The sequence below is a fragment of the Chryseobacterium sp. CS3K3.1 genome, assembly GCF_059515165.1.
This window is the reverse complement of sequence record NZ_JCAKRV010000013.1, coordinates 81137-104619: the sequence shown is the minus strand read 5'-3', so window position 1 is coordinate 104619 and position 23483 is coordinate 81137. Positions and strand designations below refer to the sequence as shown.

Annotated in this window: 19 protein-coding genes; 11 read left to right on the top strand and 8 right to left on the bottom strand. The window is 36.6% G+C overall.

Going from position 1 to position 23483, the window contains the following annotated elements:
• Positions 1-67: 67 nt before the first annotated feature.
• A complete protein-coding gene (locus AC5YGI_RS13835) occupies positions 68-1210 on the bottom strand; it encodes a DEAD/DEAH box helicase (RefSeq protein WP_496168677.1) in 1143 nt (380 codons plus the stop codon).
• A 214-nt stretch (positions 1211-1424) separates the two neighbouring features.
• Between AC5YGI_RS13835 and pncA the strand changes: the two genes are divergently transcribed.
• Together pncA and AC5YGI_RS13825 are read left to right on the top strand one after the other, a co-directional pair.
• Positions 1425-2030 carry a bifunctional nicotinamidase/pyrazinamidase gene (pncA, locus tag AC5YGI_RS13830; protein ID WP_110008849.1) on the top strand — a complete coding sequence of 202 codons (606 nt, stop codon included), beginning with the start codon at positions 1425-1427 and terminating at the stop codon, positions 2028-2030.
• Between the two features lie 146 nt (positions 2031-2176).
• On the top strand, positions 2177-3745 hold the full coding sequence (locus AC5YGI_RS13825) for an amidase (RefSeq protein ID WP_330746340.1): 1569 nt from the start codon (positions 2177-2179) through the stop codon (positions 3743-3745).
• A gap of 157 nt (positions 3746-3902) precedes the next feature.
• Here AC5YGI_RS13825 and AC5YGI_RS13820 read toward each other — a convergent pair whose 3' ends face one another.
• Positions 3903-5084, bottom strand: a complete 1182-nt coding sequence (locus AC5YGI_RS13820) for a pseudouridine synthase (protein ID WP_442879175.1) — start codon at positions 5082-5084, stop codon at positions 3903-3905.
• A gap of 102 nt (positions 5085-5186) precedes the next feature.
• Between AC5YGI_RS13820 and aroB the strand changes: the two genes are divergently transcribed.
• The 6 genes from aroB (at position 5187) to AC5YGI_RS13790 (ending at position 10991) form a co-directional block, all read left to right on the top strand.
• Positions 5187-6233 (top strand): 3-dehydroquinate synthase, encoded by a 1047-nt coding sequence (gene aroB, locus AC5YGI_RS13815; protein ID WP_330746339.1) that lies wholly within the window; start codon positions 5187-5189, stop codon positions 6231-6233.
• 275 nt (positions 6234-6508) lie between these two features.
• Positions 6509-7156: a porin family protein gene (locus tag AC5YGI_RS13810; RefSeq protein ID WP_202840194.1), complete on the top strand. Its 648-nt coding sequence runs from the start codon at positions 6509-6511 to the stop codon at positions 7154-7156.
• Positions 7157-7386: 230 nt separating this feature from the next.
• A complete protein-coding gene (locus AC5YGI_RS13805) occupies positions 7387-8004 on the top strand; it encodes a porin family protein (protein WP_330746338.1) in 618 nt (205 codons plus the stop codon).
• A 190-nt stretch (positions 8005-8194) separates the two neighbouring features.
• Positions 8195-8788, top strand: coding sequence for a porin family protein (locus AC5YGI_RS13800; RefSeq protein ID WP_137904082.1), 594 nt, complete (start codon positions 8195-8197; stop codon positions 8786-8788).
• A gap of 423 nt (positions 8789-9211) precedes the next feature.
• Positions 9212-9907 (top strand): porin family protein, encoded by a 696-nt coding sequence (locus tag AC5YGI_RS13795; protein WP_330746337.1) that lies wholly within the window; start codon positions 9212-9214, stop codon positions 9905-9907.
• A 364-nt stretch (positions 9908-10271) separates the two neighbouring features.
• Positions 10272-10991, top strand: a complete 720-nt coding sequence (locus tag AC5YGI_RS13790) for a porin family protein (protein ID WP_114820090.1) — start codon at positions 10272-10274, stop codon at positions 10989-10991.
• A gap of 90 nt (positions 10992-11081) precedes the next feature.
• On the opposite strand, the gene AC5YGI_RS13785 is transcribed toward AC5YGI_RS13790, so the two are convergent.
• The 6 genes from AC5YGI_RS13785 to AC5YGI_RS13760 form a co-directional block, all read right to left on the bottom strand.
• Complete coding sequence (locus AC5YGI_RS13785; RefSeq protein ID WP_330746336.1) at positions 11082-12029, bottom strand: glycerophosphodiester phosphodiesterase family protein; 948 nt, start codon at positions 12027-12029, stop codon at positions 11082-11084.
• A 139-nt stretch (positions 12030-12168) separates the two neighbouring features.
• Positions 12169-13668 carry an amidophosphoribosyltransferase gene (gene purF / locus AC5YGI_RS13780; protein ID WP_227942257.1) on the bottom strand — a complete coding sequence of 500 codons (1500 nt, stop codon included), beginning with the start codon at positions 13666-13668 and terminating at the stop codon, positions 12169-12171.
• A 99-nt stretch (positions 13669-13767) separates the two neighbouring features.
• Complete coding sequence (gene purC, locus AC5YGI_RS13775; protein WP_110008841.1) at positions 13768-14490, bottom strand: phosphoribosylaminoimidazolesuccinocarboxamide synthase; 723 nt, start codon at positions 14488-14490, stop codon at positions 13768-13770.
• 36 nt (positions 14491-14526) lie between these two features.
• The gene (locus AC5YGI_RS13770) at positions 14527-15222 is read right to left on the bottom strand and encodes a DUF3307 domain-containing protein (protein WP_330746335.1); all 696 of its coding nucleotides are present in this window, start codon (positions 15220-15222) and stop codon (positions 14527-14529) included.
• A 2-nt stretch (positions 15223-15224) separates the two neighbouring features.
• On the bottom strand, positions 15225-15830 hold the full coding sequence (locus AC5YGI_RS13765) for a SatD family protein (protein WP_110008839.1): 606 nt from the start codon (positions 15828-15830) through the stop codon (positions 15225-15227).
• Positions 15831-16279: 449 nt separating this feature from the next.
• Positions 16280-18193, bottom strand: a complete 1914-nt coding sequence (locus AC5YGI_RS13760; protein WP_330746334.1) for an endonuclease — start codon at positions 18191-18193, stop codon at positions 16280-16282.
• Between the two features lie 191 nt (positions 18194-18384).
• On the opposite strand from AC5YGI_RS13760, the gene AC5YGI_RS13755 reads away from it, so the two are divergent.
• From AC5YGI_RS13755 to AC5YGI_RS13745, 3 genes are all read left to right on the top strand, one after another.
• Positions 18385-19524 (top strand): acyl-CoA dehydrogenase family protein, encoded by a 1140-nt coding sequence (locus AC5YGI_RS13755; RefSeq protein ID WP_110008837.1) that lies wholly within the window; start codon positions 18385-18387, stop codon positions 19522-19524.
• A 23-nt stretch (positions 19525-19547) separates the two neighbouring features.
• Positions 19548-20045: a DinB family protein gene (locus AC5YGI_RS13750; RefSeq protein ID WP_330746333.1), complete on the top strand. Its 498-nt coding sequence runs from the start codon at positions 19548-19550 to the stop codon at positions 20043-20045.
• 374 nt (positions 20046-20419) lie between these two features.
• Positions 20420-23350: a reprolysin-like metallopeptidase gene (locus AC5YGI_RS13745; protein ID WP_330746332.1), complete on the top strand. Its 2931-nt coding sequence runs from the start codon at positions 20420-20422 to the stop codon at positions 23348-23350.
• Positions 23351-23483 lie beyond the last annotated feature (133 nt).

The following is a 23483-nucleotide window of genomic DNA, read 5'->3' as shown; positions in this document are numbered from 1 at the left end:
TACCTGTTTTTCAATAAAAAGGGCTTCAATTGTATCAACTGAAGCCCTTTTTATTGATGATCAATGATTAATATCCGTGTAAATCAATACCTTCTGTTCTTTGCAGGGTTACTTTTCTACCCATTTTCTTTTGAATCACCCGGAAATGCTGCAATTCATCATCCGTCAGAATACTGATTGCGGTTCCCTTTTCGTTGGCACGTCCCGTTCTTCCGATACGGTGAATATAATCCAGCGGCGAACGCGGCAATTCATAATTGATAACACATGGCAGAGATTCAATATGAATTCCTCGTCCAATTAAGTCTGTAGCCACCAAAATCTGGGCTCCGTTTACCTTAAATTCTTCCAGGTTGTTTCTTCTCGCTCCCTGAGACTTCTGGCTGTGAATGGCCACTGCTTTTATTTTATTCTTTTTAAGTTTCTCTACCAGATTATCAGCAGACCTTGTAGATGAAACAAAAACAAGTGCTTTTTCAACTTTCTTTTCTTTAATTAAATATCGTAAAAAGGGTCCTTTATTTTCCGGAGCAACATGGTAAACCAGCTGTTCGATATTGTCAATTTCAACCTCTTCTTTTTTAATTTCGATAATCACAGGATTGATGGAAAGACGTTCTTTCATTTCTGAAACTTTATCATTCAGGGTTGCTGAAAATAAAGTAGTCTGTTTTGCCACAGGCATCATGGCAAAAAGTTTATTCATTTCTTCGCCAAAGCCGAGCTGAAACATTTTATCAGCTTCGTCAATCACCAAATGCTTAATTCCTGAAATACTCAATGCATTATGATCAATCAAGTCTAACAGACGTCCCGGTGTGGCAATCAAAACTTCCACACCAAACATTCCCTTCATCTGTGGATTGATAGAAACACCTCCGTACACAGCCATTGTACGGACTTCTCTCTTTAGATTATCAGTGAATGCTCTGAAAACTTCATCGATCTGAATAGCCAGTTCACGGGTAGGAACCAATATCAGAACCTGAACATTACGATCTTTTTTTACTTCTGCATTCTGTAATTTTTCTAAAATCGGCATCACAAAACACGCCGTTTTCCCGGAACCCGTCTGCGCAATTCCCATCAGATCTTTTCCCTGCAAAATGACAGGAACAGCCTGCTCCTGGATTGGAAACGGTTTTAAATACCCTAATTTTTTGACAGAACGAATAATATTGTGTGATAATCCTAACGATTCAAATGACATAAATTACTTATTTCCCGCAAAGATACGCTATTGATATTTGGTTCAGCCCTCAAAACAGCATACGTTGCAGACAAAACTCAATTATTTTATGTGTTAAGTTCTTCGTTGATAAGCATTGAAAAATTTATATTGCCGATTTGTCCGATAATTAGGGTTTGGACAAATTTTTGAAGATTAGTTTTGTAAATTTATCAAAAATTCGAGAAATCAATATATGAAAAAAGCGTTAATAATAGTCGATGTACAGAATGACTTTTGTGAAGGCGGAGCACTTGCTGTCCCTGGAGCCAGTGAAATTATTCCATACATCAATCTCTTGATGGAGGAAAATGAATATGATCAGGTGGTTCTTACACAAGACTGGCATCCTGCAGGTCATAAAAGCTTTGCAAGCAGCAATGGAAGAAAGGTAGGAGAAAGCATTATTCTCAATGGAGTTCCGCAATTTATGTGGCCGGATCATTGTATTCAGGGGACTTTCGGAGCAGAATTCCATAAAGATCTGAACAGAGATAAAGTAACCCATATTGTACAAAAAGGTAAAAATATTGAAATTGACAGCTACAGCGGTTTCCAGGATAACAATCACTTTATGAAAACCGGTCTGGATGATTTCTTAAAATATCACGACATCCAATTGGTAGAAATTGTAGGCCTGGCGTTAGATTATTGTGTTAAGTTTACTGCACAGGATGCGGTAGCTAATGGATATGTAACTTGTCTACATTTCAATGGAACACGTGCCGTGAATGTAAAACCAGACAATGCCAGAGATGCCATCTATGAAATGATTGAGAAAGGAGTAACTGTTCTGGGATAATAAATAGAACTTACAACGATAAAAAACAAAAAAAGCGCAGAAAATAATTCTGCGCTTTTTCTATAATCAGCACTCTGGCTTTCAACAGCTTCAGATACAATGATTGCACGAATTCGGGATATTTCTTTATATTTGAAAAAACATTTATGATGAAAAAAATAATACTATCTGCTGTAGTCTTTTTTGGTGTTCTTACCAAGGCTCAGGATATAACAGATTCGCAATTCAAATATCTGGAATATGATATTGAAAAGATCCAAAATTTGTATAGAAGCAATAAAGTGACGGTCAAAGAAGTTGTTGAAGCTTATTTTAAACGCATCAACGATATTGATAAAAATGGAATACAATTAAATTCTGTGATCTCCACCAATCCGGATGCTATTAAGATTGCTGACTCTTTGGATCATTTGAATTCAAAATTTAAAAATAAACCTTTATTTGGAATTCCTGTATTATTGAAGGATAATATCGATACTCATGATAAAATGCCCAATACGGCAGGTTCCCTGGCTTTAAAAAACTCTTTTCCACTACAGGATAGTTATCTCGTTAAAAAACTTAGAGATGCAGGTGCTGTAATCATTGGAAAAACCAATCTTAGTGAATGGGCAAATTTCAGAGGCCAGAAATCCACAAGTGGCTGGAGTGGGCTGGGTGGACTTACCAAAAACCCTTATATCCTTAATAGAAATACCTGCGGATCCAGTGCTGGTTCAGGGGTTGCTATTTCCTCCAATCTCGGCATAATAGCAATCGGTACAGAAACTAATGGATCTATCGTTTGCCCTTCCAGCTTCAATGGAATTGTTGGTTTAAAACCTACTGTCGGCTTAATTTCCAGACAAGGAATTATTCCCATTTCCAGTTCACAGGATACCCCGGGACCAATGGCAAGAACGGTGAAAGATATTGCCATAAGCCTTGGAACTATGGTAGGTGAAGATGAAAATGATAAGAAGACCATCGGTAATACACCATTTCTACATAAAGATTATACCCAATTCCTTACTCTAACAGGATTGAAAGGAAAAAGGCTCGGATATGTAAAAGGAATTACCAAAGGAGCAAATAAAAAAGTGGACGATTTATTTTTACAAACATTAAAAATACTTGAAGCTCAGGGAGCCATAATTGTTGAAATAGAAAAAGATTGGATTTCCCCCGAAATTTCAAAAAGCTCCTTTGAATTGATGGTCAGTGAATTTAAGGATGATTTAAATGATTATTTAAAATCTTTAGGGAAAAATGCAGTAATAAAAAATATGGATGAGTTAATTGCTTTTAACAAAAACAACAAAGAAGAACTTCAATACTTCGGACAGGAATATTTAGAGATTTCAGCAAAAAGTAATGGAAAGAAAGATAAGAATTATAAAAAGGCGGTTACAATTGCCCAAAAAGGCAGCCAGCAAGGAATAGACTCTACAATAAAAAAATATAATTTAGATGCGATAATAGCACCTACTACTGCGGAAGCATGGAAAACGGATTTGAAAAATGGTGATAATTTTGAAAATTTCTATTCAAGTTCCAGTGCTGCAGCAATTGCCGGATACCCAAGCATTACCTTACCAATGGGCTATATAAATAATTTACCGATTGGTATTTCTTTTTTTGCCGGAAAATGGGAAGAAGGTAAACTGATCAATATGGCCTATACATTTGAACAGAACAACCCACAAAGAAAAGCTCCTCAGTTTTTAAAAGAATAGTAAGTATATCATCAGTTACAATATATCAAATACAACTTTTAACTCTTGATCTTTTATAATTGATTAATTGTCAGCTTATTTCAGGGCGGAATATACAAACAAAAAAAGCGCAGAAAATAATTCTGCGCTTTTTTATTCTTTACATTTAATATGCTGTTTAAAGCATTTTAAGGTTGTTTACTTCCAGTTCTGTAAGGATTCTCCAGTGTCCTCTTTTAATATTCTTCTTCGTTAATCCGGCAAACATTACTCTGTCTAAAGCTTCCACTTCGTATCCTAATCTTTGGAAAATTCTTCTGATAACACGGTTCCATCCAATGTGGATTTCAATTCCGACTTCATTTTTAGGTTTCCCCTCAATATATGAAATCTGATCAACAACAGCTACTCCTTCATCTAGACGGATACCTTCTGCAATAAGACGTAAATCTTCACCGGTAAGTTTTTTATCCAATGTTACATGATAAATCTTTTTGGCATCAAAAGACGGATGCGTTAATTTTTTCGTCATGTGTCCGTCATTGGTTAACAAGATAACTCCTGTTGTGGAACGATCCAGTCTTCCAACCGGGAAAAGTCTGTATGGAGAAGCATTCGCAACAAGATCCATTACAGTTTTTCTGGCTTTATCATCTTTGGTAGTAGAAATATACCCTTTTGGCTTGTTCAAAAGTACATATACAGGCTTTTCAGGAGTAATGCTTTGTCCGTCAAAAACAACTCTGTCTGTTTTCTGTACCTGGTATCCCATTTCAGTTACCACCTTTCCGTTGACTTCTACCAATCCCTGAGTAATCAGCTCATCAGCTTCTCTTCTGCTGCAGATTCCGGAATTAGCGATATACTTATTAAGACGGATGCTGTCTTTGTTAACATCTTTTTCAATTTTATTCAATCTCCTTTTCTGAACAAAAGATCTCGTTTTGTCATCATTTCTGTCATCACCGCTGGAAGGTCTTCTTCCGTATTTCAGACTGCCTCTTTCATACTTATCTCTTGTATCTAAATTTTTTCCGCCTCTCTTAGGTTTTCCGAAAGATTTTTTCTCATAGCTCTCACTTTTGTTGGTGATATAAGGTTTTCTTTCAGATTTTGAACCAAAATCGTCATTGGAAGTTTCGAAACTGTCCGTATTTCTTTTAAAAGGTTTCTTTTCAAATCTTGAGTTGGATCCTTTATGTTCCGGCCCTTTTTTTCCTCCGTCTTTAGAGAAAGGCTTTTTAAAAGGTTTTGATCCTGAAGAATTTCCAGATCTGGAAGCACGAGAATCATCAGAACTTTTCTTGGTTGAAATTCTTGGTCTCTTTGGTCTGTCTGAATTATTATTATCTCTGCTCATTCTAAAAATTTCTGCAAAGATAGTAATTTAGTTACGAGTTAAAAATTAAGAATCATAACTTTGCACTATAGTTTACATTTTTAACTTTACATACAATCAAAGATGATAACAATATTAAACGATAATTTTTCACAGCTCAACGAGTTTCTTCACCAGAAATCTTTCAGTAAAATTTTTATTCTTGTAGATGAAAATACTCATGAATACTGTCTTCCGGTTCTTCTGGGAAATATGGAAACCGATCTTGGCTTTGAAATTTTAGAGATCGAAGCCGGAGAAGAAATGAAAAATATCCAGACAGCCAACCAGTTGTGGGAAATTCTTACGGAAATGCAGGCAGACAGAAAAGCTCTGGTTATCAACCTTGGTGGTGGTGTAATTACCGATATGGGAGGATTTGTTGCTTCTACTTATAAAAGAGGTATCCAATTCATTAATATCCCTACTACCCTTTTATCGATGTGTGATGCTTCCATAGGAGGAAAAACCGGGATTGATCTGATGCACTATAAAAATATGGTGGGAACTTTTGCTTTTCCTGAACAAATCTTTATTTATCCAAAATTCTTAGAGACACTGCCTTTTAAGGAATTGAGAAGCGGATTTGCAGAAATGCTGAAACATGGATTAATTGCTGATAAAAATCATTGGGATCAGCTGATTCAGATCCGTAAACTGGAAGTGGAGACTGTCGTTCCTCATATCCAGGCTTCTATGAATATTAAACAGAATGTGGTAGATCAGGATTTCCACGAACAGAATATCAGAAAAACGCTTAATTTCGGGCACACCATCGGACATGCTGTGGAAAGTTTATGTTTACAGCAGGAAAATCCTATCCTTCACGGGGAAGCCGTTGCGATGGGAATGATTGCCGAAGCTCATCTGGCATATCTTGAAAATCTTATCTCTGAAGAAGATTCAAAAATTATCATTGAAAACGTCCAGAGATACTATCCTTACCTCGACATCAGCGATTTTAAAGATGAAGATATTACTGCATTATTACTGAATGATAAAAAGAATACAGACAGTAAAATCAACTTTTCTCTGCTTTCAGGGATAGGTTCCTGCAATTATGATCATCAGTGCAGCCAGGAAAATATCCTTGCATCCCTATCTTTTTATAGAAAACTGAATGATGCCTAGTGATTTTTATCAAATAATTCATTTCAGGTATATAACTTTTGACAAAATTGTCAATTTAGACCATGTCTAAACAAATGTTTATTTAAAGATATAAATTATTAATAATCAAATACATAAAATTAAAGCCACTTCAACGCTAAGTGGTTTTTTTATTGATTTTAATCATAAAAAATATTTTTGGCAAGCAATTTGAAAGATACTCTGCGTTCAACTGAAAATGCTGAACAGTAGTAAAATTTAAAATTAAGAAAGAGTAAAATTAAAAAATTAAAGTTATGAAAAAGTTAATTTTAGGATTAGCGTTAACTGCAGGAACATTCGCATTCGCTCAACAGACAGGAAACACATCTTCTAATCCGGTAACATTTGGGGTAAAAGGAGGAATGAACGTTTCTTCACTTTCTAACGGTGCAGATTTAAGTGATTCTAAATCAAAAATTGGTTTTAATGCAGGAGTTTTCGCCAATATCCCATTAGCAAGTTCTTTTAGTGTGCAGCCGGAAGTTCTTTATAATGACTTAGGTTCAAAAGTAACAAGAGAATATTCAGTACTTGGTAATAATTATAAGAGCGAATATTCAAGAAATTTAGGATACGTTGCTGTACCGGTAATGTTCCAGTATAATGCAACACCTGAGTTCTTCCTTGAAGCAGGTCCTGAATTTGGATTTCTTGTAAGCGCTAAAGATAAGTTAAAAAGTTCAACAAACAACAGTAACAATACACAAGTTGCCACTCTTGACAAAGATGACTTCCAGACTTTTAACTTTGGTATCGGTATTGGTGCAGGGTATTACTTCATTCCTAATTTAGGAATTACAGCAAGATATACTGCAGGTCTTACTGACATTTACAAGAATAATTCTGGTGATGCTGTAAAAAACAATGTATTCCAGGTAGGTTTAGCTTATAGATTCAAATAAGCTTACATTCACTAACAAATTTTATATTCAATAGAAAAGATCAGATTAATTTTTTAATCTGGTCTTTTTTTATGTTAAAATAATAGGGAGTTAATAATTCACCATAAATACATCCCACATAGTTGATTTTTTCATTCGTTAAAAACACATAAAGTCTTTATTCATGAAGGTTGACGGTATGTTGTTTGTTGCTTTCCGAACGTTAAACAACATAAAAATTAAACTAATCTATGAAAAAGATTTTTCTAGGCCTGGCCATTACCGCAGGTACTTTCACTTTTGCTCAGAGCACTTCTGCATCTACTGAAGCTACTACTCCATCCACATCTTCTAAAATCAAATTCGGTTTGAAAGCAGGTCTGAACATTTCTACCCTTTCCAATATGGATATGAAGTCAAAAGCAGGATTCTATGGTGGTGTATTTTTCAATATTCCTGTAGCTAAGGATTTTTCAGTGCAGCCGGAAGTTTTATATAGCGCTACGGGAGCAAAAGGAAAAGGAGATGATAATACCCAGCTTAATTTAGAATATCTTTCTGTTCCTGTCATGTTCCAATATAAGGCACTTCCTAATCTGTATGTAGAGGCAGGCCCGCAATTTAACTTTTTAATTGATGCCAGATTAAAGAAAAGTGCTTCTACAAGTCTTCTTAAAAATGGAACTCAATCTTTCGATTTTGGAATCGGATTGGGAGCAGGTTATTATTTTACCAAAAATATTGGGGTGAATGTGAGATATACCGCAGGCTTATCTGATATTGTAAAAACAAAATATCATTACGGCTATGACAGAGAGGGATCTGTAAAAAATGGCGTATTCCAGATAGGATTAAACTACAAATTCTAAAGTTTACTAAGTTCTTATAATGACAACGAGGCCGGATTAATTTTAATCCGGCTTTTTTACTGCAGATAAAAAAATATTCTTAAAAAATGTATACTAAGTAGAAAATTAAGAATATAAATTGATTTTGGCACGTAGTTTGTTTCTTAAAGAAATGTTAAATAAAACTTAATAACTATTAAAAAATAAACTTATGAAAAAGATTTTTTTAGGCCTTGCGCTTGTTGCAGGTACTTTTGCTTTCTCTCAGAAGACTTCAACTTCTACTGCTTCTTCTTCTCCAGTTAGATTTGGTGTGAAAGCAGGTCTTAATATTTCAACTCTTACCGAGAATGATTTCAATTCAAAAGCGGGATTCTACGGAGGGTTATTTGCTAATATTCCCGTGGCTCAGGACTTTTCTTTCCAGCCGGAAGTGTTATACAGCGGAATGGGAGCAAAGATTAAAGGAGCTAATGATCTTAAAGTAAATCTGGATTATATTTCTGTACCCTTAATGCTTCAGTATAATGCCTTGCCTAACCTATATCTGGAAGCAGGACCTCAGTTCAGCTTTTTGATTAACTCAAAACTGAAAGCTGATTCCAATTCAGCAGATGCTAAAGATCTGTTCAAAGGTTTTGACTTCGGAATTGGTCTTGGAGCAGGATATTATTTCACAGACAATATCGGAATTACGGCAAGATATGTAGCTGGTTTAACGGATGTTGCCAAAAACAGACCGGATCTATCTGAAGACAAAGCTAAAAACGGAGTATTCCAGGTAGGTTTAGCTTATAAATTCTAACAACAAACTTTCTATTCAATACACAGCCGGATTCAATAATCCGGCTTTTTTATTTATCCTGATATTTTTGGCAAGAAATTTGCCTGTAGAATAACTGATTGTACTCTATCCGGAATTTTTCCAACTTACGGTTCATGTTTCACAATGAGTATGCTTTGATTCATTTGATATTCAATTGAATGTCAGAATTACAATCTAACTATTACCATTAAACTTTAACGGGAACTGTTTCAGCCAGGCTGACAATATGAGTACACAACAGAATACGGAAAATATTTTCTGTTCAATAAGATACATTTTGATTTCAATAGAAAAAGTCAGGTTTATTAGTTTACGCCTGACTTTTTCGCTTATTATGACTTTTATCACTTTACCATTTTATGGCAGATATTTTGATGCAAAGAAGAAATTAAACTTTAAATCATGAAAAAACTCTTTGCAGTAATTGCAATTGCAGGTTTCCTTTCCGCGAAAGCACAGGAAAAACATCAGTCAAAATCTTCTCCTGTTACTTTTGGTGTTAAAGCAGGTTTTAACGGTTCTACACTTACCAGAGGAGATGGTTATGAATATGATAACAATGAAAAGATCAAGGCAGGTTTTCACGCAGGAGTATTTGCCAATATTCCTGTTGCTGAGAAATTCAGCATCCAGCCGGAACTTCTTTTCAGTCAGCTGGGATCAAAATCAGACTATAACTACAGAACGAGCTCAGGAAACTACAGAAAGACACAACACTATGATTACAGGACAACACTAAATTACCTTTCTCTTCCTGTAATGGTTCAATACAATATTCTTCCTCAGCTTTATGTAGAAGCGGGACCTGAATTCGGATATCTGCTGGGAGGAAAAACAAAAGGAGATTTAACCACTATTGAGACTACCGGAAATTCAGTTACAGTACAGCGTACGGAACATATTTCACAGAACATTTCAAAAAGTCTTTTTAATCTTTTCAATGTAGGATTAGGTATTGGTGCCGGATATTATTTCACTGAAAACTTTGGCGTAACCGCAAGATTTACGGCTGGGCTTACTGAAGTTTACAAATACAACGACGGTGATAAAGTAAGAAATAATGCACTTCAGGTAGGAGTTGCGTACCGTTTTAAATAGAGATATTTATTATTTTCAAAACTGGTGCCGGGCTTTAAAAAGTCCGGTATTTTTATTTTTATTCTTAAAAAGTACCCGGAAGTCCTGTTAATTCGTGGAAAAGCCAATTCCAGTTCAATTTTTTTCATTATTTCAATTATCAATAATAAAGTGTAATGAGCCTTCAACTATTTTCACAAAACATTCATTATACAAAATATTTATTCATCAAAAAGGGATAAATGGTTTAAAATAATCTTTCCAAAAACCATCTCAAAAGCCCTTTAAACAGGCGTTTTTCGACTTTGGCAAGCAATTTGCAAAATACTTGGAGTCTGATTGAGAGATATCCGACACACAAATAGTAAAATTAAAAAATAAAATTATGAAGAAGTTATTTTTAGGATTAGCATTAACTGCTGGTACACTAGCTTTCGCTCAGGAGACAGAAACAAAGACGGAAACGAAAACAGTCAATGCATCACCACTAAAAAAAGATGTACAACCTATTAGATTCGGAATCAAGGCCGGAGGAAACTCAGCTTATTTCAGTGAGCAAAAGTTTGGAATCAACACACAACAATTAGGTTTCCACGCAGGAGCATTCGTTAATATTCCACTTTCAAAACATTTCAGCTTACAGCCAGAGGTATTATACAACCAAATGGGAGCGAAAGATGTAATTTCATCTACAGAAACTGATAATGGAGTTACGAATGTAAAAACTAAAGAAGAAGGTAGAGTAAAAATGAACTATATTTCAGTTCCATTAATGCTTCAGATGAGACCTACAGAGAAATTTTACGTTGAAGCCGGACCTGAATTCAGTTATTTCATCAACGGAAAAACTAAAGGAGAAACAAGTGTAGCAAGTACTACAGGAGGTGTTACTACAACCACTACAAGTTCTAATACTGAAGATATCGACAAAGATCAGATCAATAAATTCAATTTCGGATTGGGTCTTGGTTTAGGATATGATATTACATCCAACATCGGTATCAGCGCAAGATATGTAAATAGCTTGACAAAAATTGATAAAAGCAGACCTGCTGCTGAAAACAACAACAGAGTATTTCAGTTAGGTCTTAACTACAAATTCTAATTAGGAACCAATTTTTTAACCGAAGTGCATTAACCTTGCACGCATAAAATAGCCGGAAGATTTTCTTCCGGCTATTTATATCAAAAAATTCTAGTCAAATATTCTCGGATCATCACTGATCACCCCATCTATTCCCATTTCTTTTAATTCCTTTAATCTTTCTTTAGTATTCACAGTCCATGGGATTACTTTCATGCCTAATGAGTGGCATTCCTGTACTAATTGAGGCGTTACAAGATTGTGTTCCGGACTGTAAATCGTAGGAGTGAAACTCAGGAACTTCATATCTCCGGCAACTCCATTCATATGATCAGGATACATTCTGAATTTTTCTGCCGGAATATTTTTAAAATAAGCCTGCTGCTGGGCCAGCTTTTTATCATCTACCCTTTCTACAAGTAAAGCAGTCATGATTCCAGGATATTCTTTATGAAGAATTTCCAGTGTTCTTGGATCAAAAGACTGAATGATCACTCTGTCCTGAATCTTTTTTTCAATAATGATCTTCATCATCAGATCCACAAACTCTTTGGGTTCGGGATGGAAGATATTGTCTGAGAAAGGACGTGTTTTGGTTTCTATATTATAATAAGGTAACGGCCTTTTCAATTCGCGTGCGTAGGCCTCACAAGCATCAATAACGTCTGAAAAAAGAGGTTTCTGAGCCTTCATTTTCTTTTGATCAGGATAGTTTTCCAGTTTTTTTAATCCTACATCAAAGGTTTTGATCTTTGCATAAGGCATTTCATAAATTTTATAATAAAACCCCGAATCCTTGGGAATATAGGTTCCATCTGGTTTTGTTACCAATTCAGGAGAAAGAAAAGCATCATGGGAAAGAATTACTTTTTTATCTTTTGTAATGGCCAGATCCATTTCCAGAGTTGTCACATTCATTTTAAGGGCATTCTTCATTGCCGGGATCGTATTTTCCGGGTACAGGGATTTTCCTCCTCGGTGTGCCTGCCTGTCAAAAGATTGTGAACTGTAAAATTGGGTAAATACAATAAAAATACCCGTGAATAGCGCATTTTTCATATCCTGAAGTTTTAATCTTACAAAATTAAAACTCCATTGTATATTGAATAATACAGGAATATTAAGCTTTTGCTACATTTCTAAAACAAAAAGAACCAGGTTGTACACCCGGTTCTTTTTTATTATTTCAATAAAGAGATTAATTGAATAAATCTACTTCTTCTCCTTTTCCTACAGGATATTCTTCTGTAAAGCATCCGAAGCAGTGGTTGGCTGATCCTAAAATATCTTTCAGGTTATCAATACTTAAAAACTCTAAAGAATCTACTCCCAGATAATTTTTAAGTTCTTCTGTAGTCATATTGGCAGAAATCAGATCATCTTTGGACGGAGTATCAATTCCAAGGTAGCAAGGAGCGATAATTGGCGGGGAAACACTTCTGAAGTGGATTTCCTTTACTCCTGCATCTTTTAAAATTTTAACCAGTCTTTTAGATGTTGTTCCACGAACAATAGAATCGTCAATAATAACTACTCTCTTACCTTTCATCTCAGAGATGATCGGGTTTAGTTTAAGGTTCACTACCCTTTCTCTCATTTCCTGTGTAGGAACGATGAAACTTCTTCCGATATATCTGTTTTTGATCAAAACCGGACGGAAAGGGATTCCTGAAGCTTTTGAGAAACCGATAGCAGCAGGAACACCGGAATCGGGAACTCCAATTACCAGATCAGCTTCTACAGGAGCCTGTTCCCAGATTTTCTCTCCGGATTTTTCTCTGATTTCATAAACGTTGATGTCTTCAAGCGTAGAGTCGGGTCTTGCAAAATAAATATATTCAAAAGAGCAGATTCTCTGCTTTCCTTTCGCCTCATCCATCATATAAGAATGAAGTTTTCCAGGTTCGTTTTCATTGGTATAAATGATCTCACCAGGAAGAATATTACGTACATACTGAGCGCCCACAGCATCCAATGCAACAGATTCTGACGCCACCACATAAGACTTTTCGTCGATAGCTCCCAACACCAGCGGGCGGATACCGTTGAAGTCTCTGAAGGCAAAGAATTTATTTCTTGTCATCCCTACGACAGAATAAGCTCCTTCAATCTTTTCCATGGTTGCTTTAATCGCTCCACGAAGACCTAAATCAAGGTTTTTCTGGATCAGTCTCAGGATCACTTCAGAATCGGAAGTTGCTCTGAAAACAACGCCTTCAGCCTCTAATTCAGCCTTTAATTCTTTCGCATTGGTAAGGTTACCATTGTGTGCTATAGAAAGTATAATCTGGTCATATTCGTTTTTGGCGAAAAATGGCTGGAAGTTATATTTCTTCTTATCTCCTGCAGTGGTATAACGGGTATGACCAATTGCAGAATTTCCCATAAAAGTTTCAGGTTCCTGAATGTCTTTATAAACATCTAAAACCAGTCCTTCGTCTTTCATGTTGGTGATTCTTCCTTCCTTTAAAACGGAAATACCACAAGCTTCCTGGCCTCTGTGCTGCAAAGCAAAAAGCCCGAACTGAGAAAGAGAGAAAGTATCCAGATCATTATCCGAATACAATCCGAAGATCCCACACTCTTCATTAGGAGCATCCAGTCTTTCCTCTTCCTGAGTTCTGAAAAGATTTCTTCCGTAGGTCTGGGTTTTAAATTGTTTTAAATATTCACTTTTATGAATGTCTAAACTTTTCATTTCTATTTTTTCTAAATTAAAAGATTAAAAAATTTAATGATTAAAAAGATTACAGCCTGTTTAATTTTTAAATGGTTTAATCTTTAAATAAATTAAATCTTATTTCTGTAAAAGATTTTTAAGACGGTTGTAGATTTCAACATAAGCCTCAGTAACTTCTCCCAGGTCTCTTCTGAATCTGTCTTTGTCTAATTTCTTCATGGTATCTTTATCCCAAAGTCTGCAGGTATCCGGAGAAATTTCGTCTGCCAAAATGATTTCGCCGTCTGAAGTTTTCCCTAGTTCGATTTTGAAATCTACCAGAATGATATTGATTTTGTCAAACAAATCGATAAGGATATCATTGATATCTGAAGATAACTCATACATTTCGTCAAGCTCTTCATAAGTAGCTGCTCCTAAGAAAACGGCATGGTGATCATTGATAAGCGGATCTCCCAACTCATCTTTTTTATAGCAGATATCGAAGATCGTTACCGGAGATTTAATTCCTTCTTCTACTCCTAATCTTTGTGCCATACTTCCTGCAGAGTAGTTTCTTACTACCATTTCCAAAGGAATGATAGAAACCTTTCTTACCAGCTGCTCTCTTTCGTCTAATTTTTTGATGAAATGAGTTTTAATCCCTTTCTCATTTAAGTATTCAAAAATAAGGGTTGTGATTGCGTTGTTCATTTCCCCTTTAAGGTCTACCTGACCTCTTTTTTGAGCGTTAAATGCTGTAGCATCGTCTTTGAAACGTACTACTACTTCATCAGGATTATCGGTTGCAAATACCTGTTTTGCTTTCCCCTCGTACAACATTTCTTTCTTTTGACTCATAATTTTACTTTCTAAATTGTAGTTAGATTTATTGATTTATTTTATTATTATTCCTGTTAAGACAGCCAGCCCAAAACTCAGCAGTGTACCTATCAATACATACTCTGTGAGCTTTCTCTGTTTTGCCTGTGCAAGGTCGCTGAACCTGAAAACAGATTTGGCAGCTACCATGAAACCTACGCCTTCCCAATGATTCACCATGATAAAAGTGAAAACCAGCAGACGTTCTAAAATTCCGATATATTTTCCGGCACTTGATAAAGATTCGGTTTGAATAGTGTTGGGGCCATCCGGAGCAGGTGTCCAGGATGACAATAAGATTTTGATAAAAATAGAAGCAGGTGTTGTCAGGAACAGCGCCGCCATAATTACCTTCAAAAATTCCTGATTTTGTACGAAGCCCAAACTGAATTCCCCGAAATAAAAAGAAACTCCGGCAATCACTGAAACATGCAGCAGCTGATCAATGAAAAACCATCTTTTCTTAGTTTTTACATTTTGAAATATAAGTTTGGAAGCATCAATGATAAAGTGAGTAATACCCACCAATACAGCGACCCACCAAAGCTGAAGATCCCACAGGAAAACAAGGCTTAAAATAGTGTGAATCAGAATATGAAGGTATAAAAACTTACTTTTCAGTTTATGGTTCTCCTTATCTGCAACCCATGAATTTGGCTGAAGTATAAAATCTCCGAGTAAATGTGCCAATATGAGTTTGATGAAGATCATGCCTATAATTCTGAGATTTTCTTTCTGAAATACTGATTGGTTTCTACGATAAGCTCATAGTTGGCTCGTTTCAGTCTCTGGCTTACCGAAGACTGTGAAATAGCAAATCTCTTAGCAAGATCTTCCTGAGTAATATCCTGATTCATAATCATCTCATGAATGATCTCTGCCGTAGCCATTGTCCAGTTATCAAAATCCTTGGACGACCATTTCAACAGAATATTAAGATCTCTGTCTACGGGGTCGCTGGAGGTTTTGATGGCAACAGTATGCCCGTCACTTTTAAGGTCATTAAGCAGTCTCCCGGAATTGACATAGGCAGTACCGTTGGATTCAGTGATTTTCTCAGAAGAAAAACTTTCCTCACCAATACCTATGGCCATCCTTACATCTAAATTTTCAACACTTTTAATAAGAGATTTTATGGCTAGAAAACGCCAGAAAACGTCATCAATTCTGCATTTGAACTGGAACTCATCTCCTCTGTAGATTTCCCATGTGTGAGGAGCGCTTCCCCATTTTTCGAGAAGATGTTTAAGCCTGGTAATCCAAACTTCAGTGTCCGCATGCTGTGAATTTATAATATCACCGGTAATGACCGCTATCATACTGCAAATATAAGCATAATTACTTATATATAAAAAATATAAGCAGAAACACTTATAGATATTGATTATTAGTGAATCAACTTATATCAATGATATAGTAAACATAAGGTTTTTAAGGTGTTATATAAAACTACTGAATAGCAAAACAGCAAAAAAATGTTCAATCTTTTATTATGGTGTCGACTTTAACTCTACTTTTTTTATACTTTTTTTATAATAAGAAGCTGTTCCTGCTATCCGCTCATACTCCTCGCGCCTTCGTATTCCAACTCCTTAACCCTACAACTCTCCCACTTCTACTGCGGGGTAACCGCTGCTATCAGGGCTAGGACAGTCTTGCGAGTAAAACGAAGCAATCTCCTGAATTATTTCTACACCATATAAAAATAAACCTAACAGGTTTTTAAAACCTGTTAGGTTTAGCTGATAGTATTTAAATCTGATGTTATTTACTTTTTAATAAACTGATGCGCTTTCTCATCAAGCTTTAAGAAATATATTCCTGTAGGAATTCCCATCATCGGAATACTTTTCTTATTTCTAAACGGATCTTTCTCCGTATAAATCACTTTCCCGGAAAGATCTATAATCTGAGCTGTTTTTACCCTTTCCATTTCTTCCTTCACATAAAGATGATCATCAACCGGGTTTGGATAGATGGTAAATTCATTATTAACAGTAATCAATTCCGCTGTAGACAATGTGCCACCCAGGTTCTGACAGTAATTGGACGGATAAGAATCCCATTCACTGATAGTAAAAGTATTATTGGGCTGATTAATGGTGTTCTTTCTGTATAAAGATACGTTCCCGTTATTATTGGTCGTGTATTTTACCCCGATAGCATCCACTGTAACTGTTTTATTATATGCAAGTTCCACATAATTTCCTCCCGCAAACATCAGAGGATCAGAAGCCGTAGCAAATCTTGCCTCGCCGGGAGTATAACATGATAAGGTGCCTTTCGGATTCAGGATAACAAAAGTTTCATTGTTTCCTACCTTGCCTTCCAATTCGTAAGTGTCACCATTATAGAAATCTCCTGATATATTATTTTTAAACTGAATATTAATTCTGTAATTATTTAAATTAACCTCATGTCCTGTTTTATTGACGATTTCCAGTGCATTATTTTTCACAGATTCCGTATTTGTTCCGGATATATATTTGGTAATGATAAGATCCGAGGCATAGGAATCCGAAGCAATTGTTGAGGCTGTTACCGTATTACTGAATGGAGATTCCAGGTATGCTTTATCAAAAGCTTTCACCGTAAAAGTATAGGTTGTTGACGGGCTCAGATGATCGATGCTGATGGAAGTCCCTTTTGTAGTGGCAACAGGCGTTGCGGATCCATTCATATAAATCCTGTATCCTAAAATATCCGTATCAGGAGAAGCCGTCCAGCTCAGATTCACAAAATAAGCATTCTGCTGGGTTGAAACCAGTGATCCGGGAGCCGCAGGAGCAATGGTATCAGGTGTTTCGGACCAGATCATATCAATCCACTCAGGATGATCAATAAATGGATTTCTGTTTTTTTGTATGGCATAAACGGCATTATTTCGGTCAATTTCTCTTTGTGAAACAGGATCTGCCGTATTCCACTGTTTCAGCATGGCAATATAGGCCAGATCAACTGCTCTTTCTTCCGTTCCGTCCAACGGACATTGGTCTGTAGCAGGAGTAAGATTGGCAGATGTCGTATAAGCTGTATTGAACGAACCTAACTTTCCTTCATAGCGTACTGCAAAGTACAACAATGATCTTGCAATATCCCCTTTAAATTCATTAACAGGCTCATAAACCCTTCCGGTATAGGGATAATTCGGAATCGCTGCATTGGATATCCTTGACGTGTTGGAAAAAATATAGTGGTTGGTACTATTTCCTGTTCCATACGGATAATTGCTTCTTCGCTGGTTGATCCATCCATCAACAGGAATTATAAAATTCAGATCCGAATACATAGGATAATCACTGATAGATGAGCTTGTACTGAATGTACTTTGCGGCATCATATGTTCCCGGTTGTACCCCAAACCTTCCGCACCAACACCTGCTACCAATTGATCTGTAGTATATTCATAAGAATCCGGCCCAGACGGAATTTCAGAATAGATATCCAGCAGGTATTGAGTATTGGAAGCATCATGATCATAATATTTATCCAGGTCAGTCTGGGCATATAATACTTTAAGATCGTTATAATGCCAGTTGATCATTTTTTCCGAAATAATATCGTGGATCTTTGATTTCAGGGCATATCCCGTCAGTCCGGCTGTTCCATCATAATACCCGGCAGGTGCCTGCGCAGCACTATAAGAAGAAATTAAAAGGATCGGAAGTAGAATTTTTTTCATGCCTTAAAAATTGGGAAACTAAAATAGTGAAATAAAAAACGAATAAGCCTGAATATTTTATTAAGAAAGTATTAATTCTCAAAATATAAAAAATTGAAAACTAGACGCATTGACCGTTAATAATACCGGGAAAATAATTTTTCTTTAGCATTCCATCAATTTGGTTATCTTTGGGAACTAACTATTATTATATGAATACTGAGACTATTGACAACATCAAAATGATAGCGGAGACGGCTAGAGAATTTGCAGAAAAAAACATCAGACCGAATATTATGGAATGGGATGAAAGCCAAACATTTCCAAAAGACTTATTCCACCAATTGGGTGAGATGGGGTTTATGGGAATTGTAGTTCCTGAACAATATGGAGGTTCCGGATTAGGTTATCATGAGTATGTTACTATTCTGGACGAAATTTCTCAGGTTGACCCTTCTATTGGTCTTTCTGTAGCAGCACACAACTCACTTTGCACCAACCATATTTATGAATTTGGAAATGAAGAACAAAGACACAAATGGCTTCCTCAGCTGGCTTCCGGAAAAGTAATCGGAGCTTGGGGACTGACTGAGCACAACACAGGTTCAGATTCAGGAGGGATGTCTACGACTGCTGTAAAAGATGGTGATGAGTGGATCATCAACGGAGCTAAAAACTTTATCACCCACGCTATTTCAGGTGATATTGCCGTAGTAATGACGAGAACAGGCGAAAAAGGAGCCAAAAATAATTCTACAGCCTTTGTTTTGGAAAAAGGAATGCCTGGTTTTACTTCCGGAAAAAAAGAAAATAAATTAGGGATGCGTGCTTCTGAAACAGCAGAATTAATTTTTGATAACGTACGTGTACCGGATTCTCACCGTTTAGGCGAAGTTGGAGAAGGTTTCAAGCAGGCTATGAAAGTGTTGGATGGCGGTAGAATTTCTATTGCTGCATTAAGCCTGGGTACTGCAAGAGGAGCTTATAAAGCTGCTTTGAAATATGCAAAAGAAAGACATCAGTTCGGAAAACCTATTGCAGATTTCCAGGCAATCAACTTTATGCTGGCAGATATGGCAACAGAAATTGATGCTGCTGAACTTCTTATCCAGAGAGCATCTACTCTTAAGAATGCAAAACAAAAAATGACAAAAGAAGGAGCTATGGCTAAACTATATGCTTCTGAAGCTTGTGTAAGAATCTCAAATAATGCAGTTCAGATCTTCGGAGGATATGGTTATACAAAAGATTTCCCTGCTGAAAAGTTCTATAGAGATTCCAAACTTTGTACTATTGGAGAAGGAACGTCTGAAATCCAGAGACTTGTCATTGGAAGAGATATTACAAAATAATTTTAAAAATAACACCAATACAAATGATTAAACAGGCACTTTTAGGTGAATTTCTGCATGAAGCAGAAAACACCAGAAAAATTTTACAGGCAATCCCCGACAGCGCACTGGATTGGAAACCGTCCGAAAAAAACTGGACAACCGGACAGCTTGCGTCTCACATTGCTGAAGTATACAACTGGTATGAATCCACTTTCAATCAGGACGTTTTTGATATGGGAACGTACAGGTATGACAAAGGAGACATTTCCAAAACAGAAAATATCCTTGCAAAATTTGAGGAAAATGTTGCCAACGCACAGAAAGCTCTTGAAAACTCTGATGAAAATACCTATTTCAACGAGTGGAAAATGGAAATGGACGGAAATGTGCTTTTCCCTCCTATGCCAAAGGTTCAGGTGATAAGAGCTTTTCTTTATAATCATTTGTACCATCACAGAGGCGAGCTGGTTGTTTATTTAAGAGCAACCGGAAACAAAGTCCCTGGACTTTACGGACCTACTGCTGATGATAAAATGTAGTTAAACATTGCATTAATATAATAGAAGCTGTTTCATTTTGAGACAGCTTTTTTTTGTAGGGAGAATACAGAGCGGCACAGTCATATTTACTAAATGTGATTTATTAATATTTATTTACTAACCATTGAATTATTAATAAAATATATTGTCTCAATTTAATAAATTAACAAACAAAAAGCCGATATATTATTTTTTTAAAATTAAAATTCATTTTACAACTTTTACTTTTCTTTTATTAATAAGCTTTTTCAATTATATACAATGTATTGCATAATATATTATACACAAAGTCCAAATATTCCTTAAAAAATTTTGTTTTCCGTAATATATTTTTTATTAGATTTGACATTCCACAATCAAATTTAATATTTAATATGAAAAAACAATTAACGCTGATTGGAATGCTTCTTATTTCAGGTATTTCTTTCGCACAGACTGACCGTCTTTGGTCTGAAGGTTCAAAAAAAACTTCCTCAGAGATTTTTGAAAACAAAACCGGTATCAGCAATCCAAAGGTGTACAACCTGGATATCAACGGATTGAAAAACATTCTGGCAAAAGCTCCCAAAAGACTGGCTGCAGGCGAAAAATCAGAACTCATTATCTCTTTTCCAAATTCTGAAGGCAGAATGGAAAATTTTAAAGTGAGGGAGAATTCCAATTTTGCCCCTGAGCTGGCAGCAAAATACCCGGACATCAAATCCTATGTAGGACAAGGTCTGGATGATCCTAATTCCACAGTCTATTTCAGTGTTTCCCCACTAGGACTGTCTTCCATGGAAATTTATGGTGATAAATCGGCTGTTTTCATCGAGCCTTACACCAAAGATCTTTCTTCGTATGTAGTATACAGAAAATCTGACAAAAAAGATGATCTTAACAAGTTTGAATGTACAGTGGTAGATGCCGCACAGAAAGGAGTTTCCAATTCTTCTCTTGCTGCAAGACCTAACGCCGATGATGCCAAACTGAGAACATTCAGACTGGCACTGTCATGCACAGGTGAATACACCACTTATTTTGGGGGAACAAAAGCTCAGGCTTTAGCGGCAATGAATACTACAATGACCCGTGTAAACGGTGTTTTTGAAAAAGATTTCGCAGCCAGAATGGTTCTGATTGCCAATAATGATGCTGTCATCTATACCAATGCTTCTACAGACCCATATTCCGCAGCTTCAGGAATGAGCAACTGGAATTCCCAGCTACAAAGTACTTTAACGTCTGTAATTGGAGAGGCTAATTATGACATCGGTCACTTGTTCGGAGCTTCAGGAGGCGGAGGAAATGCAGGCTGTATCGGCTGTATCTGTACAAACGGATCAAAAGGAAGCGGATATACCTCTCCGGCAGATGCTATTCCTTCGGGAGACAATTTTGATATCGACTATGTGGCTCATGAAATGGGACACCAGTTCGGTGGAAACCACACCTTCTCTATGAGTAATGAAGGAACAGGTGCCAATATGGAACCTGGATCAGGATCAACAATCATGGGTTATGCAGGAATTACCAGCCAGGATATTCAACCACATTCTGATGCATTTTTCCATGCAATAAGCATCCAGCAGATCACTAATAATATTAAGGCTAAAACCTGCTCTGTCAATACCAATACAGGAAATGCAATTCCTACAGCTAATGCAGGATCAGATTATACGATTCCAAAAGGAACTCCATTTGTACTGACAGGAACAGGGACAGATGCTGACGGAGATTCTTTAACCTATATCTGGGAACAAATGGACAACGCTTCTTCTTCCCAGACAGGAGCAAGTTCCGCTGCAAGTGCTACAAAAGCTTCAGGACCTAACTTCAGATCATGGACTCCTACTACTGCACCGGTAAGATATTTCCCAAGAATGGCTTCTGTTTTAGCAGGTGCTACCACTACCGCAGGTTCTGAAATCACTGTAGAAGCACTTTCTTCAGTTGCCAGAACATTAAACTTCAGATTTACTGTTCGTGATAACAAAGCAGGAGGCTCAGGAAATAATTCCGATGATGCTGTTATCACTGTTAACGGAACTGCCGGACCATTCAATATCACTTCACAAAACTCTGCAACAACTTACGCCGGAGGAAGTTCTCAAACAGTAACATGGAATGTAGCAGGAACTACAGCTAACGGAGTAAATGCTGCCAATGTAGATATCCTTTGGTCTACAGACAGCGGAAATACTTGGACTACTCTATTGGCAGGAACTCCGAATGATGGCTCACAGGCAGTAACTATTCCTAATGCCAATACAACAACAGGAAGAATTATGGTAAAAGGATCAAACCACATTTTCTTTGATGTTAACAATGCTAATATCTCTGTAAATGCAGGTTCCGGAACTCCTGACACGGTTGCTCCTACAGCTCCTACCCTTGCTGCTTCAGGAACTACAGCTACAACCACTAACCTTTCATGGTCTGGAGCTACAGATAATGTTGGTGTTACCGGATACGATGTTTACCAGGGAGCTTCATTAATTGGTTCTACAGCGTCTACTACATATACTGTAACAGGACTTACACCGGCAACTACCTATTCTTTCTCTGTGAAAGCAAAAGATGCGGCAGGAAATGCTTCTGTTTCCAGCAACACTGTAAGTGTTACAACTCTTTCCGGAGGAACAGTTACTTATTGTTCTTCTTCGGCCTCAAATACAGCAGATGAAAGAATTGGAAATGTGACATTCGGATCTATCAACAATACCTCTACAGGAACTGCTGGTTACGAAAACTTCACTTCAGTTTCTACCAATGTTACAAGAGGAAATGCGTACACAATTTCCATCACTCCGGTGTGGACTTCTACAAAATATAGCGAAGCGTACGCAGTTTATATTGATTATAACGGAGACGGAGACTTTACAGACAGCGGAGAACTGGCATGGACAAAAGCAGGTTCTACAACCAGCCCTGTAACCGGATCTATTACAATCCCTGCTACTGCTACTGTTGGATCCACAAGAATGAGAGTAATGATGAAGTACAGCTCAATTCCTACTTCTTCATGTGAAGCATTCACTTACGGACAGGTGGAAGATTACACCCTTAATATTGTTTCTTCAGGAAAAGGAGATCTTCATAATACAAATGATCTGATCACAGATGTGAAGCTTTATCCAAACCCTGTGAGAGATATCCTATATATTTCCAATACAGCTTCAGAAGATTATAAGATCTTCGATATGGGTGGAAAACTAATTGACTCAGGAAAACTTCAAAGAGGTTCTGTGAATGTAAGCAACCTTATCAAAGGAGCTTATATGATTCAAATTGGAGAATCTTCTAAGAGATTTATTAAAAATTAGTAACGAATAGACTTTTTAAAATTAAGCGATGTGAAAAACCGTTCTGCACAGAACGGTTTTTCTTTTTTTAAAATTTTAAACAATCTCTCACTTTATCACCTCTTCGTATCGGTATATGCGATAAAAAATTCAT

What these genes read in the sequence shown, in the direction of transcription:
- AC5YGI_RS13835 (WP_496168677.1), bottom strand. Translation starts at nt 1,210, where the DNA reads ATGTCATTTGAATCGTTAGGATTATCACACAATATTATTCGTTCTGTC.
- pncA (WP_110008849.1), top strand. Translation starts at nt 1,425, where the DNA reads ATGAAAAAAGCGTTAATAATAGTCGATGTACAGAATGACTTTTGTGAA.
- AC5YGI_RS13825 (WP_330746340.1), top strand. Translation starts at nt 2,177, where the DNA reads ATGATGAAAAAAATAATACTATCTGCTGTAGTCTTTTTTGGTGTTCTT.
- AC5YGI_RS13820 (WP_442879175.1), bottom strand. Translation starts at nt 5,084, where the DNA reads ATGAGCAGAGATAATAATAATTCAGACAGACCAAAGAGACCAAGAATT.
- aroB (WP_330746339.1), top strand. Translation starts at nt 5,187, where the DNA reads ATGATAACAATATTAAACGATAATTTTTCACAGCTCAACGAGTTTCTT.
- AC5YGI_RS13810 (WP_202840194.1), top strand. Translation starts at nt 6,509, where the DNA reads ATGAAAAAGTTAATTTTAGGATTAGCGTTAACTGCAGGAACATTCGCA.
- AC5YGI_RS13805 (WP_330746338.1), top strand. Translation starts at nt 7,387, where the DNA reads ATGAAAAAGATTTTTCTAGGCCTGGCCATTACCGCAGGTACTTTCACT.
- AC5YGI_RS13800 (WP_137904082.1), top strand. Translation starts at nt 8,195, where the DNA reads ATGAAAAAGATTTTTTTAGGCCTTGCGCTTGTTGCAGGTACTTTTGCT.
- AC5YGI_RS13795 (WP_330746337.1), top strand. Translation starts at nt 9,212, where the DNA reads ATGAAAAAACTCTTTGCAGTAATTGCAATTGCAGGTTTCCTTTCCGCG.
- AC5YGI_RS13790 (WP_114820090.1), top strand. Translation starts at nt 10,272, where the DNA reads ATGAAGAAGTTATTTTTAGGATTAGCATTAACTGCTGGTACACTAGCT.
- AC5YGI_RS13785 (WP_330746336.1), bottom strand. Translation starts at nt 12,029, where the DNA reads ATGAAAAATGCGCTATTCACGGGTATTTTTATTGTATTTACCCAATTT.
- purF (WP_227942257.1), bottom strand. Translation starts at nt 13,668, where the DNA reads ATGAAAAGTTTAGACATTCATAAAAGTGAATATTTAAAACAATTTAAA.
- purC (WP_110008841.1), bottom strand. Translation starts at nt 14,490, where the DNA reads ATGAGTCAAAAGAAAGAAATGTTGTACGAGGGGAAAGCAAAACAGGTA.
- AC5YGI_RS13770 (WP_330746335.1), bottom strand. Translation starts at nt 15,222, where the DNA reads ATGATCTTCATCAAACTCATATTGGCACATTTACTCGGAGATTTTATA.
- AC5YGI_RS13765 (WP_110008839.1), bottom strand. Translation starts at nt 15,830, where the DNA reads ATGATAGCGGTCATTACCGGTGATATTATAAATTCACAGCATGCGGAC.
- AC5YGI_RS13760 (WP_330746334.1), bottom strand. Translation starts at nt 18,193, where the DNA reads ATGAAAAAAATTCTACTTCCGATCCTTTTAATTTCTTCTTATAGTGCT.
- AC5YGI_RS13755 (WP_110008837.1), top strand. Translation starts at nt 18,385, where the DNA reads ATGAATACTGAGACTATTGACAACATCAAAATGATAGCGGAGACGGCT.
- AC5YGI_RS13750 (WP_330746333.1), top strand. Translation starts at nt 19,548, where the DNA reads ATGATTAAACAGGCACTTTTAGGTGAATTTCTGCATGAAGCAGAAAAC.
- AC5YGI_RS13745 (WP_330746332.1), top strand. Translation starts at nt 20,420, where the DNA reads ATGAAAAAACAATTAACGCTGATTGGAATGCTTCTTATTTCAGGTATT.